Consider the following 15679-nt stretch of genomic DNA (forward strand, 5'->3'; position numbering starts at 1 on the left):
CCCGGGTGCGCCAGGCGGACCAGTCACGGACTCCCCGGGTGGTCCAGTCACCGTGACCCCCGCGGGCCCGGGTGGGCCGGCCTGCGGGCTGATCACGGGTGCCGGTTCCCCAGGGGCCCCCGATGGCCCCGGCGGTCCGGGCTCCGTCGAACCGGGGCCCGGCGGACCGGGCGGACCAGACGGGCCAACTACTCCTTCTCCAGGCTCACCACGGGATCCTGGTGGCCCCGCAACCGGCGTCCCGCCGAGCCGCTCGACCTGCTGGGCCAACTGATCCCTGGCGAGGTTCGCGTCCCGGAGGTCGGTAGCCAGGTCCTGCACCGTAAGGATCGCCGCGCCGGCCAGTAGCGCACCGCCCAACGTCATCACGTTGCCGAGCCAGGGGCGTGCACGTTCCGCATGTCGCCGCATCAGGCGCCCGCCCCCTTCACCGTCATCGCGAGGTACGGGAGCAGAGCCACGATCACAGTGATGACGACGCCGATCATCCACCGCCTGGTCGCCACCAGCCGGTCGGCGTCCTGCTCCCGCTTGGTCTCCAGCGTGGTGACGCGCGCCCCGAGCTGGGTCTTCTCGATCGTGTAGACGTCCTGTGAGACGAAGGAGTCGAGACGCCCGTTCAGGTTCCCCAGGTCCTCGCGCATTTCGTCGCGGAGGGACTGGATGAGCCGCCCGAGCTCGCCGTTCGACGGCTCATCAGCCATAAGTTGAGCTCCAGTTCAGATCAGACGCCGCGCGCGAGAGAGGCCGAGTTGGTGACGTCACGCCACCGCGCGACGAGGCCCTTCACCAGCGCGAGCACAGCGCCTACACCACCGGCCCCGGCGGCGTACCACATGCTGCCGTCGAGGGGCTGAGTGACGACGATGCCCGCGATGCCCGCCTGAAGGAACGTGGTGATGACGCGCTCCAGGAGGTCTCGGCTGTAGGTCTTCGCGGTCTTGATCACGGTCTGTGCGGTGGGCAGGGGGAAGTCGGTCATGGGAATTCCGTTCTCTGAAGGTGCGGATGGAGGGCTGTCAGGCCCAGAGGAGGTGCCAGGTGAGCGGGCCCGGGTAGCCGTCGGCGTCACCCCGGAGCTGCGGGTGGGACCGCTGGAACGCCTGGACGTTAAGGCGGTCGGCCTCGCCCCAGGACCGGGACGGTCCGACGCGGTAGTGCCGGCCGTACCCGCGGCGGACCAGCTGCTCACCGAGCTTCTGGACCGAGGCGCTCGACCTGCCCGGAGCGAACGCGCCGCGGCCCGGAAAGGCGGGCCGGGCGGGCCGGGCGGGCCGGGCGGGCGGCTTCGGTTTCGGCTTGGCCGGAGGCTTCGGCGTGGGATTCGCCGGTGGCGTGGGCTGGTCGTCTTCCAGGCGGTCGTGTATGCGGGCCCGCATCTCGTCCATCGAGAAGCCGCGCGGGTCGACCTTGCCCGGCTGCCACTCCCGGTGACCGATCACGGACGGGGCGCCCCAGCGGTGACGGCGGCAGACCGCGGCCGCCGCCCGCTCGATCGCTTCGAGCTGGGCATCGGGCCACGGGTCCTTGCCATCGCCGAGGTTCTCGCACTCGAACCCGTAGAAGTGCCGGTTCCCGTCCGTGTTGGCCTCGTTGTCCGCCGGCGGCGTCTGCTCGTCGACCACGGCCTGGAGGACGTCGTCGTCGCCGTACCCGGCGTGGTTGGTGCGGCCGTAGCCGACCAGGTGTACCCGGCCGTCCTTGGCGATCACACCGTGGCAGAGCGGCCCCGGCAGCGCCGCGTAGCCGTGGCGGCACAGCTCCACGGTGCGGGCGGAGCCCTTGGTCACGGTGTGATGGATCATCACCCCGTGGACCGGCCCCCAGGGGCCCTTGTGGTTGCGGTTGTGGGTACGCCAGTCGCCCACCTCGATCACGGTGAGGCCCTCGTCCCGCAGAGCCTGCAAGAACGTGGCGGGGGACATCGGATCGGACATGAATGCCTCCGGACATACAGAAAGCCCCGGCCAGATGGCTCGGGGCTGTTGGTGGGAGAGGGCCAGGGCGGGTCAGGTCCCGGGGAGTTCGTAGTACCAGGTCGGGTAGTCCTCGGCGCTCACCATCCCTTCGAGGCGGTTGTCGTACCGGAGGACCCAGTAGCCGGACGAGACACGGACGGGGTACAGGTTGCCTTCACCGCCGTCCATGAGCATGTGCAGGGAGCCGTCCTCCGCGGTGTGGTCGTAGGTCGTGTTCCCGAGCCACTCTGCGACTGCGGGCCCGTTGGTACCGGTGAACTGCATGGACTCGTAGCACTGGACGACAACTGCCATCTCTTAGACCACCTCGTAGATAGTGACGGTGAGATCGGTGTAGCCGGTGCAGGCGATCGAGGCGCCGCCTGCGGCACTCAGCCCGCAGCGCAGGTCGAGCGTGTGACTGCCCGCCGCAGCCAGAATTCCGAACCACGACTTCCCCGCCATGTCGTAGTCACCGGAGTCGCTCCCAGAGGTGCCCTCGGTCCAGCGGGCCTCCCCGGACTGCTGGACCCCGTCAACGAAAAGCGCACCCTTGGTGTAGACGCCAGCCACGGCTGTCATGACGTCGTAGGAGAAATTCGCCTGGACGGTGTACGCGGCGTTCGGCGCCGTGGTGGTGAGCGTGACGGAGCAGCCGTCCACGGCCGTGAAAGCGGTTGTCGAGATGGTGGTCGGGCTGCCGGCCTGCCGGTAGTGGGGGCGCGGCTGCATGCGGCTGAGTTGCCCGGCCGTGACGATCCCGCCTGCGGGAATGGGCACAGGGCCCTCCTGGGGTCAGAGCGCGGCGCGCATCGGGTGAGTGAGAGACAGGGCAGCCCCTGCGGCGTGGCCCTTGACGATTCCGTTGACGGACCGGATGACGGTCATGGCCTGCGGGCCGACGTACAGGTTGTCGAACGTCACCGTGACCGGCAGCACGTTCGTTGTGGCCGAGCCCAGGACGGTGCGGACACCGACCGAGGCCGGGGCGGTGAGCGCCGCGTCCGTGGCCGTGACCTGCCAGGCCACAGGCTCCGTGCCCGACCTCAGCCAGACCTTTGCGGACAGCTCGCTGCCGGTCATCGCGAGGCGCACGGTGTACCAGGCGCCCGCCGTGTACGTCAGGCCGGTCGCATAGGACGACCCGAGCTGTGTTTCCCCTCCGTCGCGCTTGCGGAGGGTCAGGGTCATCGCACCCCCGGCTGCGATCTGCACCCTGGCCAGATACATGTGCGTGACGTCCTGGTACCTGATCATCGGGAAAACGTAGGCGGAGTCGGCGGCAGGCACGGCGGACAGAGAGAAATCGACCCGGAGGTCCACGTCAGCAGTGACCACCGGTACGTAGGTGTGCCGGAACACACCGCGGCTGGACATGATGTGCCGGCCGGTGCCGGCCGACACCGCGTAGTCGGCGGCGCTGCCCCCATCGGTGACCCACGCCTGGCCGGAGTCCGCAGCGCCCCACCCGGATGCCACAGTGCGGGCGAAAGCGTCCTCGGCCACGCCGGTGATCCGAGTCACGGTGGCCTGCTCGCCGTCGCATGTGACGTCGAGCGGGAATTCTGTCGGGTTCGCTGCGGTCGTCAGCCAGGCGGGGCCGGCCGTCACCGTGACCGGCCACGTCGTGGCTGTCGAGGTCACCGCGGCCGCCAGTTCGGACCCATCGGTGTCGGCCCGTCCAAGGACCCGGTCGTCGGCGACACCCACGCTCCACGGCGACCCCGGCGCGCAGTTGAAGGTGATGGTCCAGCCGCCGGCGCCGATCTCCTCGCTGTAGCCGCGGATGATCAGGTCGACGGGGCCGGGCCCGTGGTCGGCGGGGAGGTCCGTCAGGCGCACGAGGTCGCCGACGTCGGCCCGGTAGATGTCGGCGATCATCGCGTAGACCCGGGGGTTGGCCAGGTTCAGCGTGACCTTGGTGTAGCGCAAGCCGTCGAACGTGCCCAGGTGCATGCGCCACTGGGCGTGCTCACCGGTCTGGTGGTCGGCCTCAAGCGACAGGGTGTAGTCGCGGTCGTAGCGGCCGATGCCGTTCGGCGGGTCCTGCACCGACATGCGGCCGCTCTCCAGCACCGCGCGCCCGGTCGTCCCGCCGGAGCGTTTGACCGTGATGTCATTTTCGCTGAGCTTGTCGTCGTCCAAGGGCCGGAACGGCTCCCCGATCACTCCGTCCGCGAACGACAGGGTGATGGTCGGGGCCTGGTTGTAGAGCGTTCCGCGCGCCCGGTAGGCCAGCTCCAGGGCGTCCCGCCGCTCGACCAGGTAGCCCAGGTCGGATTTGGCGATGGTCGCCAGACTGTCGAGGTACTTCTCAGGCCGCTGGATTCCCAGCCGCGTCTGGTGCGTCTCCTCGCCGGAGACAGAGATCGGCACACCGGTCTCCGCGGAGAGCCGGAGAGCCCGAGCCCCTGCGGTCTCACCCGGAAAGCCCATGACCGCCTGGTGCACGGTCGCAGCCGAGGGCTGGTCGGCGTTCCAGACCGTGAGGTACCCCAGCGACAGGTCGTCCGCCTCGGCGGCCTCCTGGTCCCACAAGTACTCGATGCGCCCGAGCGGCTGGCCGGTAAGGGCTTCGCTCCCCACCGCAAGGTTCTCCCCGTCAACGTCCAGCCACCAAGCTGTCGCCCCGCCGCTCACCACGGTCCGAAACCGGATGTGGTGCGGGCGGTCGTCGAAGATCCCGGGGTCGGGGACGGTGGCGAGGAACGCCATGCTGCTGCTGTCGGCGGCCACGGTCTCGCGGAAGATGAGGATCTGGTTGGGGACCGCCTGGGTGTAAATGCGCCAGATGGTGCGGTTGCTGGCCTCGGTGCCTCGGCCCCGGTCGTGCATTTCGAGGACCTCGGAGAGGCCGGCGCCCGAGCGGACGTGGTCGACGGACCAGCTGGCGGTACCGACGGTGCCGGGCGTCGCGGTCAAGGCCCCGTTTCTCTGGTCGGGGAATCCGGCGACGGGCTCGATCCAGTCGGCCAGCGTGCCCTTACCCCACAGCGGTGGCGCCTGCTTGCCCGCGGCGATGACCGGAGCGGACCCGCGCATGGCCGCGCCCTGGGTGGCCTGCTCCCCGTCCGTGAGGGGCCAGCACTCCAGAGCGTTACTGCCGAGCATGTAGCGGCGGAGCGCGGAGTCCAAGGGCCGGTTGCCCGCGCCGAGGCGGCGCATGATCCCGGCCGGGGCAATCGCAACGGTCCGGTCGGCGCCGGACAGGTCGCGCGACGGCGGCCACGCGGGCACCTCGCCGACCATCCGGACGTGGAGATTGGACAGGTGCGCCTCGTCCCGCAGGGTCCAGACGCGGCCCTGGTCGTCGGTGAGCGTGGCAGCCCCGGCCACGCCCTGGGCGGCCACGTCGAGGTCGACCAGGAGCGGCCCGTCGATCCCGTTCCGCAGCTGAAGCGCGTGCGCCTTGCCGCCCCATCCCTGCCACGCCACATCCGGTACGGATCCGAACTCAAGCTGTCCGGTCCCGCCCCAGACGGACGTGGTGCCCGCACCGGTGACCGGGTTGCCGATCGCCTGCCAGCGGCTGGCCATGCTCTGCCCGTAGTAGAACCGGGCTGTGTGCCCGCTGGCTCCGTTGTCGACGTCGAGGGTGACGCGCAGGACTCCACGCTGTCCCGAGGTCATCGGCAGCGGCTGCGTGGAGATCAGGGTCTTGACGGTGGTGCCATCGGGCGACCAGCGCAGCTGGATGATCCCGTTGTAGGACAGGGTCAGCGCCCACGAGCGCTGGTTCCCGGTCGCGGTGTACCGTCCGGCGATGTGCTGCTGGATGCCGGTGCGGACCGTCGTGAGGTCCAGGCGCACGTCGAGGTCGGTGGTGACGGCCATGCCGGTGCCGGGGGTGGTGATGGCGTCGTGGGTGTGGCTCAGCTCTACCCACGGTCCGCCGGCCTTCACGCTGAACCGCCACGGGGTGTTGCGGCCGATCTTGTCGTGCAGGGCGCTGTTCGGATCCCGGGGGCTGTAATCGCCGCTGCGGTTGTCGAGCAGCGCGGTCGCTGTACCGGGCTCACTGCGGGAGCCCTCGGCCGACACACCCCGCGTGAGGGTGACGGGCACCGACTCCCGCATGTCGCCGCTGATGTTGTGCCACACGCCGTCGTAGTACAGCTCGGTCAGGCGGGGCGGGGGCAGGCTGGGCATGGGCTACTCGTCCTCTCCTGCGTAGCGTGCGACGGATCCGCCGGCCTTGGTGCGCACCTCGTACTGGAACGCCTCGGCGAACGCGCCCTCGCTCATTCGTGCGGTGACGATGACCTGGAGGGGCGCCTGCTCGACCCGGCTGACGGGCCCGGCGACGGAGCGGAGCATCCCGTCCAGGCGCGACAGCGGCAGAACCGCCTCGTCCTCGGGGCCCTCACCGATCATGGCCACGGTCGGGCCGGTGGTGATTCCGCCGTCCGCCAGGTACGGGATGTCCGGGGTGCTGAGCGTCACGGAGGGGATGTCCATGCCGAGCACGGACCCGCCACCGAGGGTCAATTGGAAGTTGTTCCACTTCCAGATCAAGTAGTTCAGGGTGTTGATGAACCCGTATTTCAGGCTGTCCCACATGCCCGAGGCGGCGTCTGCGATCCGGCCCGGCAGGCCCGCGACGTAGCCGACGATGTCGCCGAGCCAGCCCGCGACACGGCCCGGGAGCTTGCCCAGGTAGCCGAAGAAACCGATGACCGCGAGGACGCCCTCCAGCGTCTTGCGCTCCAGCCAGGCCCACCCCTCATCCCAGGTGTCACCGATCCACGACATAGCCGACTCGATCTCGCCTGAGACCCAGTCGAGGGCCTGGCCGGTCTTGTCGGCCACCCAGTCCCAGGCTGCGGATGTTGCCGCGGCGATCTCGTCCCAGTACACGATGATCAGCACGATCACGGCGATCAGGGCGATGATCCCGGCGATGATCCACGTACCGGGCCAGGCCCAGAGCGCCGTGTTCCAGGCCCACTGGGCTACGGCCGCAACCCCGATGGCGATGGCCAGGCCGAGCAGGACGGGCACCAGGACCTGGATCAGCCCGGGGTGCTCGGCGATGAAGTCGGCGACAACCTTCAGCGCGGGCGCGAGGATCTCACCGAGGGTGGTGGCGATCGAGCGCCAGATCGCGTCCATGGACTGCGCGTCCTCGGCGTTGTCGGTGACCTCCTTGGCCACACCGCCGAACTCGCCCAGCGCCGCCGTCGCCGACGAGGGGTCGATCGCCATCAGGGTGTTCTGCATCGCGGCGCCCTCTTCGCCGAACAGGGCGGCGACCATGGCGTCCTGCTTGATCGGGTCCTCCAGCGCCCGGATGGAGTCCAGCAGCTTGTCCAGTGCCTCGTTCGCGGCGGGACCGCCCGAGGTGAGGTCCGTCGCCATCTGCTGCCCGTTGAGACCCAGTTCCTTGAACGTGTCGGCCAGGTCGTCGCCGCCGGCAGACACGTTGCCGACGAGCTCCTCGAACAGGCCGGTCACGCTCTCGGCGGATTCCGCGCCCGCGTTCAGGCCCTGGACGATCAGACCGGTGGCCTGCTGGCCGGTGAACCCGAAGCTCTTGAGGTTGTCGGCTCCGCCAATCAAGGTGTCGAGGAAGTCCCCGCCGCCGTCCGCGCCCTTGCGCAGGCCCGCGGCGACGATGTCGAGGGCCTCGGTGGCGTCCTTGGCCATGCCGGTCTTCATGAGCTGGCCGACCGCCCTACTGGTCTGCCCCAGGTCCTGGTCGAACGTCTTGGCCACGGCCAGGACGGACGCGGACATCTCCCGCAGCTCGGTGTCGGTGACCTTGCCCAGCCCGCCCATGTTGGAGGCGACGCCCTTGATCGCCGTGTTCACCTCGTCGATCGACTCGCCGAACCCCTGCGAGAACAGGTCCCCGGCCGCGTCCCCAGCCCGCTCGGCTTCTGCCTCGGTCAGGCCGAGCTGGCTGGCCAGCTTGTCGTTGGCCGCCTTGGCGTCCATGGCGTTGGTCAGCCCGGCGATGAACAGGGCGCCGACCAGGCCGCCCGCGGCCGCGGCGGCGATGCCCCTGAAGGAGCCTTCTACTCCGGCGGCCGCCTGCTCCGCGTCCTGCGCGGCCTGGTCGGCGGACGCGCCGACATCGTCCATGGCGGTGGCCGCCGCGTCGGCGGCATCCGCGACGTCCCGGGCGGCCTGGTCGGCGGCGTCACCGATCCCGGCGAGGGACCGCTCGACCTCATCAGCGGCCCCGGCCGTTCCGCCGGTCAGGTCGTCGGTGTCGACGCCGATGTCCACCAGGAGCTCGGACAGGGTCGTCATCGGCGCTCACCTCCGCAGGGTGTGGTCAGTGCCGCCCAGGGTCGAGGTCACGGCCCGGGCGGTGGCGAGCATCTGTTCCGCGTCCGGCTCCCGGTCCTGGTCCCACTCCGGAATGAAGTCGGCTGGCCGCGCTTTGCGGCCCTTGCCCGCCGCGGTGTTCGCGACGACTGCGGTGTGGATGCCGTGCAGGACATCGCCCCGGCGGGGGCCGAGCGGCCCGGTGACCCGCTCGTAGGCGATCCACTCGGTGATCTCGTCGGAGTCCATGTCCGCGAGCAGATGCCGCACGGAGCGGGCCCCGAGATGCCCGGCTAGTCGGAAGAGGAACTGTCGCTCGGGGCTGTCTCGGATTTTCCCGCCGCAGCCTCCGCCGCTTCCTCGCCGAGGCCGGAGACGCGCTTCGCGATGGTGGCGAGGCGCTCCAGGACGGCGCCGTTCTTCGCACCGAGTGCCTTCACCTGCTTGTCGGTGACGTACAGGCGCTGGAAGTTCTCATCCACCAGGCACTTGGACAGCAGGCGGGCGTACTGGTCGGCAAGGTCGATGCTCTGCGGCTTGCCGTTGCTGCCGAGGACGACCATGGCCTTCTGGTAGGCGTTGCGGTCGGTGCCGGACATGGACGCGATCCGGACGTCACCGCCCCACTCGGGCACGGGAACGTCCTCCCAGCGCCGGTCGTCGGCCGCGCTGATCTGGTCAGGAGTGAGCAGTGCCATGGTGTGATCCGTTCAGGAGATGGTGGGCTTGCCGGACACCTTGAAGGTGATGGACGCGGTCAACTTGTCGTCGTAGGGAGCCGTCGGCTCGAAGCCCTTCATCACCGCGGCGATGGCCCACGTGGCGGCGGGAGTGGTCGGGAAGACCAGCTGGTAGTTGCGGGGCTCCACGTCGTTGAGGTCGGCGACCAGCGTGTCGTGGTCGGCCGGGTCGTAGTTCACGTCGACCGACACCTCCCCGGGGTCGACCAGCCCGCCGACGAACTCCATGTACTTGTCGGGACTGTCGTGCGCGGTGGTGTCGATCGTCTTTCGGGACAGGCCCGGACCGCTGATGTTCGTGGCGTTGGCGATGGCGGTGAACACCTCGACAGCCTCACCGTCACCGCGCTTGAGCAGCGTGCCGAAAGCGTTGATACCGGCCATGAGTGCCTCCAGAGCATGAAGAAGCCCCGGGCCGGTGGCGCGGGGCTGAGGGTCAGATGGGTTTCTCGGTGACGATCCGGTGCCTGAGCACCAGGTGCCGGACGTCGCCCGGGGGCTCCGGATCGGTGAGTGTCTGGGAGAACTCGAACCGGATCGCGACGACGTCGTAGCCGGGAAGGACCAGGGGCGCGTGGTCGAGGATCTCCCCGATCCGGCTGCCGATCCGCAGGACCCGCGCATAACCGCGGTACTTGTCCCACACATGGAGCGTGGGCACCGTCTCCCACCCGTACCGGTCCTGGCTATTGCGCGGGACCTCGGTCGCCTCCCCGATCACGATGTAGGGGTAGGCGGCCGTCTCGGGCACGTAGTCGTACACCCCCGTAGCCAGGCCCATCAGCGTCGCGTCGTCGGTCATGGCCGCGTACATGGCCGTCTGGATCGGCAGAAGCGGCGACTGTGCGCTCATCGCAGGATCCTTTCGACCTCGGCCCGCAGGCGCTCCTCGAACCGGGCGCGCTCAGCCTCCAACGCGGGCCCGAGCGCCGGATGGGCGGGGATGCTCTTCGTGCCGAACTCCTGCGCGGCCGCGTACCAGTCGTCCCGGTCCTTCCACCCGACCTGCGCCTTCAAGTGGTTACTGGAGTAGTGGACGGCCACCTTGTCCCGCAGGTTGCCGCTCTTCACCCGCACGTTCTGCCGCGTATCCTCCTGGACCGCCTCGGCCGACGCCTCCACGGCCCGCTTCGACGCCTCCATGAGTTCCGGCTCCAGTTCTGCCAGCCGGTCGCGCAGCTGCTCCAGGCCGACGATGCGAAACCGGGCGCCGCGTCCTCTCCGGCGGGCCATCAGCGCCGCTTGGCCAGCGCGCGGCGGATGTCTGCCAGTTCACCGGCCACCGCGAGGACCGCCCACAGGAGGCGGTCCGTGTCCGGCAGGGCGGTGTCCTCGGCCCGCTGCCGGCACTCCAGCGGTTCGACGGGCAGCGGTGCGCGCTGCGGTGCTGCGTCCACGTCAGGCTCCTTGTCTCTGTGTCAGCTCGGCCTCGGCCTTGCGGTAGATGGGCGCGGACGGTTCCACGACGTATCCGACGCGGAACACCTGGCCGTCGCCGCGCAGTTCGTCGCCACGCTCCACATCGGCGTCGGGCAGGAGGTAGATGTCGTGGGTGTGCGCGGCCCCGGCCTGCTGCGCCATCAGCCGGTCGGCGGCCGAGGGCTGGTCGACCTTCGCGGAGACGTCGGCCTGGCGGACCAGCGCTGTCTCTTCCCCGCCCGCCCCGTCTGGCACGGTTGTGGTCCGCCACACCTCAAGAACCCGGTTGAGCAGATGCGTGATGTCCACGGGTCACCTGCTTTCCGGGCCCCGGCTGTACGGCGTGAGGATTCTGAGCTCGTAGTCGCTCAGTGCCTCGCCGGTCCTGTCCTTGTCGTAGGTCACCGACCGGTCCCCGAGAGACTCCGCTGATACCCGGTGCTGGGACGCACCCACGCGCGGCCGGCGACCTGCAAGCAGACCTGCTTCACCGGTGCGGGCGTGAGGGCGTACCCGTGGTCGCAGAGCACGGTGATCACGGCGTCCAGCGGCCAGCAGCCGCCGAGCCGGGTCAGGATGCCGTACCGGTTCCACCGGTACTCGGTGCTGATGAGCGGCGCGTGGCCGTCGACCGTGACCGAGGCGACGGCCGTGACCGGCAGGTGCGGCAGGTTGATGATGGTGCGCCCGTTGCCGACCAGGTCGACGGCGTCGCCCGCCACCGCGTCGATGCTCTGCCTGAGCTCGGCGCGGATGACGGTCTCGGCTGCGGCGATCTTCTCGGCTGCCTGCTCCTCGTCGATGACGGTCAGGCGCAGGTGGGCCCGTAGCTCTTCCGGGCTGGCCCATGGTGATGCCACGGTCCCACCTCCGTCAGTTGTCGCCGACCGCGTCGTCCTTGTCGCCCGGCGAGGGCTCGATCTCCGTGGCGTCGGCGTTCTTGCCGGCCTCGGACGAGGTGGCTCCGGCCGCCTTCTTCGCGGTGTTGCGCGGCGCGGTGCGGGTGGCCTGCTGGCGGCCGCCCTTGCCGGACCGCCTGGGGGTGTACGGCTCGGCGTGCCCGGCCGCGATCCACGACGCGGCCAGCTCCTCCGGGACCTCCGGCGTCTGGTCGTGCGTGTACCGGCGGCCGGCGCCATCGGCTACGGACGTCACAGAGATGATCCTGATGCGCCTCATCACGCGGCCGCCATGGCGAGGATGCGCAGGGCCTGCGGGCGGACGACGTCGCCGCCCACGCGCTTGCGGATCTTCCAGCCGATCAAACCGTCCTCGGCGTACAGCTGGTCAAGGACCTTGACCGTCATGCCCTGCCGGTCGTAGATCCGGTATCCGGCGTTGAAGTCGCCGAAGGCAGCGACGCGGGCCGACGCGGCGACGGCTGCCATGTCCTCCTGGTTCTCAACCGGGAATCCGAGGAAGGTGTTCGGGCGGCCCGCCTGCAGGCTCGGCTGCCACAGATAGCGGTCGTCGGCGTCCTTCAGCGTGGCGATGGCCAGCTCAGTCCCGGACGGAATGGCGAAGCGACCGTTGCGCCGGTACTGCTTCGGCGTGGCGTAGATCAGCTTCATCATGTCGTCGGTCGTGATCGCGGCCGCCCCGGCAGCAGCCACCGTGGGCACGCCACCCCCGGCCGTCATGAAGCCGACCGGCTGGTGGGCCGCGTGCCCGGCGCCGACGGTGAACCCGGTGTCCTCCGCCTCCGCGCAGGCGCGCGCGAAGCTGTCGCGGATGAACGCGTCCAGGTTCACATCCGAGTCGTCGAGCTCGTCTTCGCCGACCTTTGCCAGCCCGTAGAGGTCCTCGATGTAGGTGTACTCGTCCGTCGGTGTCGACGGCATCGAGTCGGTCAGGTCCTGCTCGGCGGTCTCCAGCTTGCCCCAGCCCACGGCCACCTCGGCCAGCGAGCGCCGCCGGACCCGGTTGGTGGTGATGGACCGCTGCGAGGCGATGCCGCGCATGATGGTGAGCTCCGGCAGGGCCCGGTTGATCTCGGTCTCCAGGTCCTCCGGGACGAGGATCTCACCGGCCGCGTTCTCGACGAGTGCGCGCTGCTCCGGGGCCATGCGCGGCAGCCCGCGGCGCAGGGCCTGGAAGAAGGCGCTGCGCCGCTCCTGCGTGCGCTGCTCCTCGGTGCCGCGGCCGCCGTCGTCGGGCCGGTTGCGGCCGCGCTGGATCGGCTCGGCCATCTGCGCCGACCGCAGCTCTTCGGCCTCCTGCCGCTCGATGCGCTCGGTCAGCGACCGGAAATCCTGCTCGTGCCGGTCGTAGGACTGGCGCTCTTCGGCTTCCAGGCCGCGGTTCGCGGTCTCGGCCGCCTCGGTGATGGACCGCATCGACTCAACGACGCCGGCCCGCTGCTGACGCAGCTCCACGCTGGTGGGCATGGGGTTCTCCTCATGATGGATGGGATGGTGCGTCCCGGGCCGGTCGGCCGGGAAGTCAGAGGCTGGCGAGCATCTCCAGCTCGCGCAGCCGGTGGCGGGCCCGCTCGTGCGGGTACGCCTGGGGGCCCGGGGCGGAGCGGTCGGCGGCCTCCAGCAGCGCGCCGAGCGCGTCGTGCGCGTCGGCGACCAGCTGCCGGTTCGTGGCCGAGAGGACCTTGCCCGCGCGGACCTCGGCCAGGGCCCGGGTCACCGCCTCCGGCTCCGGTGCGGCCTCGCGCCCGGTGTGCCGCGCGGCCGCGGACCGCAGTTCGGCCGACGTCGCAGCGAACGCCGGGTACGTCACGACGCTGACGTCGCCGCCGTCGAGGTCGATGCCGAACACCTCGTGGGTGTTCCCGGCCCAGCCGTCGGCGGTGACCCAGAACCCGAACGACATCTGGTCGATGTCACCGCGCTCCAGGGACACGGCCAGGTCGCGGGCGTAGGAGACGTCAGCCATCCGCGCGTCCACGTCCACGCCCTCGTCCGGCTCTTCGGACAGGTCGGCGGTACCGGACGCGGTACGGCCCAGCAGCAGGTTCGGATCGTGGTTGATCAGGAACCGGACGTCCGGGGCCATACCGAGCGTGCGCGTCGCGGCGCCGGGCATGATGCGCTCGCGCCAGCCGCCCATGTCCTCGGACAGGGAGTCGTAGACGATGCTGCGGCCGTGGAACTCCAGGCGGCCCAGCTTCTCGTCGGCCCGGGTGATCCTCAGATTCTGGAGCGGGAAGGCCCGCACCTCACGTGTCCGCATCAGGACTCCTCCCGGTTGAACTGCAGTCGGCATGTGCACCCGGCGATCTCATCGACACCGAGCCGGTGATCGTGCGGCCAGCGGCCCTTGCGCGTGCCGACGTCGAAGTCCTCGCGGATGCCGACGGTCTGTCCGTCGGCCCGCTGGTGGGTCTTGCGGGGGTTCGCATCCCACACCCGCCACGTCTTCGTGCGGGCGCCGCCCTGCTTCGCGCCCTCGTGCGCGGCGAAGTTGCTGGTCTGGGACACCCGGGCCTGCGCGAGGACGCGCGCCCGGGACTCGGTCATCCCGTCGAACATGTTCCGCGCGTCCTTGCGGACGTCGGCCGGCGCGTCCGCCAGGTTGATCGTGCTCGCGAGTTTCTCGACCGTGGTGGCGTTGACGTTCGCCGCGGTCGAGGCCGCCGACGCGGCGAGAGCAGCCGATGTCTCACCGGCGGCGAAGGTGCCGCCGAGCGCGGCCGCCGTCGCGGCCCCGACCTCCTGCGTCAGCCCGAGCGCCAGCTGGAACAGAATCTCCGTGAGCGCCTCGTTGTCCGTGGCCAGGTCGATCAGGTCGTCGGCCGACGCGTTCGGAGTGATGCCGAGCCCGGCCAGGACCCGGTCGCCCTGGTCAGCGAAGAACGCGCTGATGGCGTCGAAGTGCCGCGTAATCCAGGACGGCAGCTCGTCCACGGACGGGGTTTCGGCGCTCTCCTCGGCGCGCTGCTGGCGGCTTGGAAGCGCACGTTGCTCCGGCGGCGCGGTCTGCCCGGCCGGGCTCATGTTGAGCGGGACGACGTACTCGTCGCCGCCCTCGATCGGCGGCTCGTCCTCCTTGGCGCGGACGTCGTTAACGGAGTACCAACCCCACTGACGGCCGAGCGCGTAACCGGCATTGCGCTGCGCGGAGTCGCCGCGCAGCAAGGCGTCGGGGTTGAACTTCATGTACAGCGACGGGTCGCCGAACAGCCGCTGCACCGTCCGCTCCAGCCGGGTCAGCCACGGCATCAGGCTGTAGATGACGTAGCCGAGGGACTGCTGCTCTATGCCCGAGCCCCACGACGTGGACCGCTCGACATCGCCGATCATGTGCGGCGGGACCCCGTAGATTCCGGCGATCTCCGACCGGGTCATCTTGTAGACCTCAAGGAACTGGGCGTCAGCGGGGCTGAGCGTGGTCTTCTCCCACTTGGCCCCGCCCTCCATCACCCCGATCCGGTTCGAGTTCTCGAACCCTTCGTGGTTGTCGTTCCACTGCCGGAGCAGCCGCTCGAACTGCTCATCGGTGAGCTTGCCCGGAACGGAAATCGTGCTGCCCGGTGACGCGTCACGGGCGAAGAACCCGCCGATGTACGAGGAGGCCGCCCAGCCGGTCCCGATGGACTGGCGGGCCATGCCGATCGGGGACAGGCCCTCCGTGCCGCCGACCCCGAACGACTTGAAATGCAGCAAATTCTCCGCGCGGACCAGGCCGTCAGGTTCCCGGATCGGCGCCCACTCGTCGTCGTCCACCTCAACCTTGTAAACCAGCTCTCCGGTGCTCCTCACCCGGCGAGATTCCACGCCCGGCCACGACACCGGCCACAGGCCCACTTCACGGCCGGCGTTGTTCCGCTCGATGTACGCCGCGGCGTTGCCCCGGGTCAGCATCCATCCCAGGATCTGCGACCAGAACTCACCGGAGGGCAGTTGCGGGTTGGCCTGGTACGTGAGCAGCGGGGCGAGCGGGTGTTCCATCGCGGGCAGCCGCGTGTTCCCGGACCGCTGGTACACACCGGTCGGCAGCATGCTTCCGGTCTCGGCGAGCAGCCGGACCGAGGAGAACACGGCGGCGACCTGGAGGGCGCGGTCCGGGGATACGGACACCCCGGCCGCCGTCGACCTGCCGTCCAGGCGCGGCATCGTCTTCTTACTGCGGTGGGTCCGGCCGGTCAGAAGGTTACGGATGAGCGGCATCAGTCCCCCTTCCGCAGGTTGCCGAGGACCAGGAGCGGGAGGGACACGGCGAGCAGGGCAAGGCCGGCCCCGAGCCCGCTCCAGAGCGCGACGGCGACCACTACCACTCCTGCTACCGCTGCGATCAGTCCAGCCAGTTCACACACCCACTGGGCGCGGTCGTTCATGG

General features: G+C 70.0%; 20 protein-coding genes. All 20 read right to left on the reverse strand.

Annotation, left to right across the window (positions count from 1 at the left end; all coding sequences use genetic code 11):
* Positions 1 to 410: 410 nt before the first annotated feature.
* On the reverse strand, positions 411 to 704 hold the full coding sequence (locus tag Sfulv_RS08485; RefSeq protein WP_173313111.1) for a hypothetical protein: 294 nt from the start codon (positions 702 to 704) through the stop codon (positions 411 to 413).
* Between the two features lie 20 nt (positions 705 to 724).
* On the reverse strand, positions 725 to 982 hold the full coding sequence (locus Sfulv_RS08490; protein ID WP_173313112.1) for a hypothetical protein: 258 nt from the start codon (positions 980 to 982) through the stop codon (positions 725 to 727).
* 37 nt (positions 983 to 1019) lie between these two features.
* Positions 1020 to 1937 (reverse strand): peptidoglycan-binding protein, encoded by a 918-nt coding sequence (locus tag Sfulv_RS08495; protein WP_173313113.1) that lies wholly within the window; start codon positions 1935 to 1937, stop codon positions 1020 to 1022.
* A gap of 72 nt (positions 1938 to 2009) precedes the next feature.
* Positions 2010 to 2273, reverse strand: a complete 264-nt coding sequence (locus Sfulv_RS08500) for a hypothetical protein (protein WP_173313114.1) — start codon at positions 2271 to 2273, stop codon at positions 2010 to 2012.
* Between the two features lie 3 nt (positions 2274 to 2276).
* The gene (locus tag Sfulv_RS08505) at positions 2277 to 2738 is read right to left on the reverse strand and encodes a hypothetical protein (RefSeq protein ID WP_173313115.1); all 462 of its coding nucleotides are present in this window, start codon (positions 2736 to 2738) and stop codon (positions 2277 to 2279) included.
* Between the two features lie 15 nt (positions 2739 to 2753).
* Positions 2754 to 6107: a hypothetical protein gene (locus Sfulv_RS08510; protein WP_173313116.1), complete on the reverse strand. Its 3354-nt coding sequence runs from the start codon at positions 6105 to 6107 to the stop codon at positions 2754 to 2756.
* Positions 6108 to 6110: 3 nt separating this feature from the next.
* Complete coding sequence (locus tag Sfulv_RS08515) at positions 6111 to 8213, reverse strand: phage tail tape measure protein (protein ID WP_173313117.1); 2103 nt, start codon at positions 8211 to 8213, stop codon at positions 6111 to 6113.
* A 6-nt stretch (positions 8214 to 8219) separates the two neighbouring features.
* Entirely contained in the window at positions 8220 to 8480 is a 261-nt protein-coding gene (locus Sfulv_RS08520; protein ID WP_173313118.1) for a phage tail assembly protein T, read from the reverse strand.
* Positions 8481 to 8524: 44 nt separating this feature from the next.
* The gene (locus tag Sfulv_RS08525; RefSeq protein WP_173313119.1) at positions 8525 to 8929 is read right to left on the reverse strand and encodes a phage tail assembly chaperone; all 405 of its coding nucleotides are present in this window, start codon (positions 8927 to 8929) and stop codon (positions 8525 to 8527) included.
* 12 nt (positions 8930 to 8941) lie between these two features.
* Positions 8942 to 9355, reverse strand: a complete 414-nt coding sequence (locus Sfulv_RS08530) for a phage tail tube protein (protein ID WP_173313120.1) — start codon at positions 9353 to 9355, stop codon at positions 8942 to 8944.
* Between the two features lie 52 nt (positions 9356 to 9407).
* Positions 9408 to 9824: a DUF3168 domain-containing protein gene (locus Sfulv_RS08535; protein ID WP_173313121.1), complete on the reverse strand. Its 417-nt coding sequence runs from the start codon at positions 9822 to 9824 to the stop codon at positions 9408 to 9410.
* Positions 9821 to 10204, reverse strand: a complete 384-nt coding sequence (locus Sfulv_RS08540) for an HK97-gp10 family putative phage morphogenesis protein (protein ID WP_173313122.1) — start codon at positions 10202 to 10204, stop codon at positions 9821 to 9823. Before Sfulv_RS08540 ends, Sfulv_RS08535 begins: the two co-directional genes overlap by 4 nt.
* Positions 10204 to 10368, reverse strand: a complete 165-nt coding sequence (locus tag Sfulv_RS08545) for a hypothetical protein (protein WP_173313123.1) — start codon at positions 10366 to 10368, stop codon at positions 10204 to 10206. Before Sfulv_RS08545 ends, Sfulv_RS08540 begins: the two co-directional genes overlap by 1 nt.
* Position 10369: 1 nt before the next feature.
* Positions 10370 to 10699: a phage head closure protein gene (locus tag Sfulv_RS08550; RefSeq protein ID WP_173313124.1), complete on the reverse strand. Its 330-nt coding sequence runs from the start codon at positions 10697 to 10699 to the stop codon at positions 10370 to 10372.
* 92 nt (positions 10700 to 10791) lie between these two features.
* Positions 10792 to 11250: a hypothetical protein gene (locus Sfulv_RS08555; RefSeq protein WP_173313125.1), complete on the reverse strand. Its 459-nt coding sequence runs from the start codon at positions 11248 to 11250 to the stop codon at positions 10792 to 10794.
* Positions 11251 to 11263: 13 nt separating this feature from the next.
* Positions 11264 to 11545, reverse strand: a complete 282-nt coding sequence (locus tag Sfulv_RS08560; protein ID WP_173313126.1) for a hypothetical protein — start codon at positions 11543 to 11545, stop codon at positions 11264 to 11266.
* 23 nt (positions 11546 to 11568) lie between these two features.
* Positions 11569 to 12777, reverse strand: a complete 1209-nt coding sequence (locus Sfulv_RS08565) for a phage major capsid protein (protein WP_173313127.1) — start codon at positions 12775 to 12777, stop codon at positions 11569 to 11571.
* Positions 12778 to 12832: 55 nt separating this feature from the next.
* Positions 12833 to 13573 carry an HK97 family phage prohead protease gene (locus tag Sfulv_RS08570; RefSeq protein WP_173313128.1) on the reverse strand — a complete coding sequence of 247 codons (741 nt, stop codon included), beginning with the start codon at positions 13571 to 13573 and terminating at the stop codon, positions 12833 to 12835.
* Complete coding sequence (locus Sfulv_RS08575) at positions 13573 to 15510, reverse strand: phage portal protein (protein WP_173313129.1); 1938 nt, start codon at positions 15508 to 15510, stop codon at positions 13573 to 13575. The genes Sfulv_RS08570 and Sfulv_RS08575 overlap by 1 nt, the downstream gene beginning before the upstream one ends.
* Positions 15510 to 15677 carry a hypothetical protein gene (locus tag Sfulv_RS08580; protein ID WP_173313130.1) on the reverse strand — a complete coding sequence of 56 codons (168 nt, stop codon included), beginning with the start codon at positions 15675 to 15677 and terminating at the stop codon, positions 15510 to 15512. The genes Sfulv_RS08575 and Sfulv_RS08580 overlap by 1 nt, the downstream gene beginning before the upstream one ends.
* Positions 15678 to 15679: the final 2 nt, after the last annotated feature.

The organism is Streptomyces fulvorobeus (assembly GCF_013167895.1).
GTDB classification, from domain to species: Bacteria; Actinomycetota; Actinomycetes; order Streptomycetales; family Streptomycetaceae; genus Streptomyces; species Streptomyces fulvorobeus.

Excerpts from the sequence above, each read along its gene's own strand:
- Sfulv_RS08485 (WP_173313111.1), bottom strand. The coding sequence starts at position 704 with ATGGCTGATGAGCCGTCGAACGGCGAGCTCGGGCGGCTCATCCAGTCC.
- Sfulv_RS08490 (WP_173313112.1), bottom strand. The coding sequence starts at position 982 with ATGACCGACTTCCCCCTGCCCACCGCACAGACCGTGATCAAGACCGCG.
- Sfulv_RS08495 (WP_173313113.1), bottom strand. The coding sequence starts at position 1,937 with ATGTCCGATCCGATGTCCCCCGCCACGTTCTTGCAGGCTCTGCGGGAC.
- Sfulv_RS08500 (WP_173313114.1), bottom strand. The coding sequence starts at position 2,273 with ATGGCAGTTGTCGTCCAGTGCTACGAGTCCATGCAGTTCACCGGTACC.
- Sfulv_RS08510 (WP_173313116.1), bottom strand. The coding sequence starts at position 6,107 with ATGCCCAGCCTGCCCCCGCCCCGCCTGACCGAGCTGTACTACGACGGC.
- Sfulv_RS08515 (WP_173313117.1), bottom strand. The coding sequence starts at position 8,213 with ATGACGACCCTGTCCGAGCTCCTGGTGGACATCGGCGTCGACACCGAC.
- Sfulv_RS08520 (WP_173313118.1), bottom strand. The coding sequence starts at position 8,480 with ATGGACTCCGACGAGATCACCGAGTGGATCGCCTACGAGCGGGTCACC.
- Sfulv_RS08525 (WP_173313119.1), bottom strand. The coding sequence starts at position 8,929 with ATGGCACTGCTCACTCCTGACCAGATCAGCGCGGCCGACGACCGGCGC.
- Sfulv_RS08530 (WP_173313120.1), bottom strand. The coding sequence starts at position 9,355 with ATGGCCGGTATCAACGCTTTCGGCACGCTGCTCAAGCGCGGTGACGGT.
- Sfulv_RS08535 (WP_173313121.1), bottom strand. The coding sequence starts at position 9,824 with ATGAGCGCACAGTCGCCGCTTCTGCCGATCCAGACGGCCATGTACGCG.
- Sfulv_RS08540 (WP_173313122.1), bottom strand. The coding sequence starts at position 10,204 with ATGGCCCGCCGGAGAGGACGCGGCGCCCGGTTTCGCATCGTCGGCCTG.
- Sfulv_RS08565 (WP_173313127.1), bottom strand. The coding sequence starts at position 12,777 with ATGCCCACCAGCGTGGAGCTGCGTCAGCAGCGGGCCGGCGTCGTTGAG.
- Sfulv_RS08570 (WP_173313128.1), bottom strand. The coding sequence starts at position 13,573 with ATGCGGACACGTGAGGTGCGGGCCTTCCCGCTCCAGAATCTGAGGATC.
- Sfulv_RS08575 (WP_173313129.1), bottom strand. The coding sequence starts at position 15,510 with ATGCCGCTCATCCGTAACCTTCTGACCGGCCGGACCCACCGCAGTAAG.
- Sfulv_RS08580 (WP_173313130.1), bottom strand. The coding sequence starts at position 15,677 with ATGAACGACCGCGCCCAGTGGGTGTGTGAACTGGCTGGACTGATCGCA.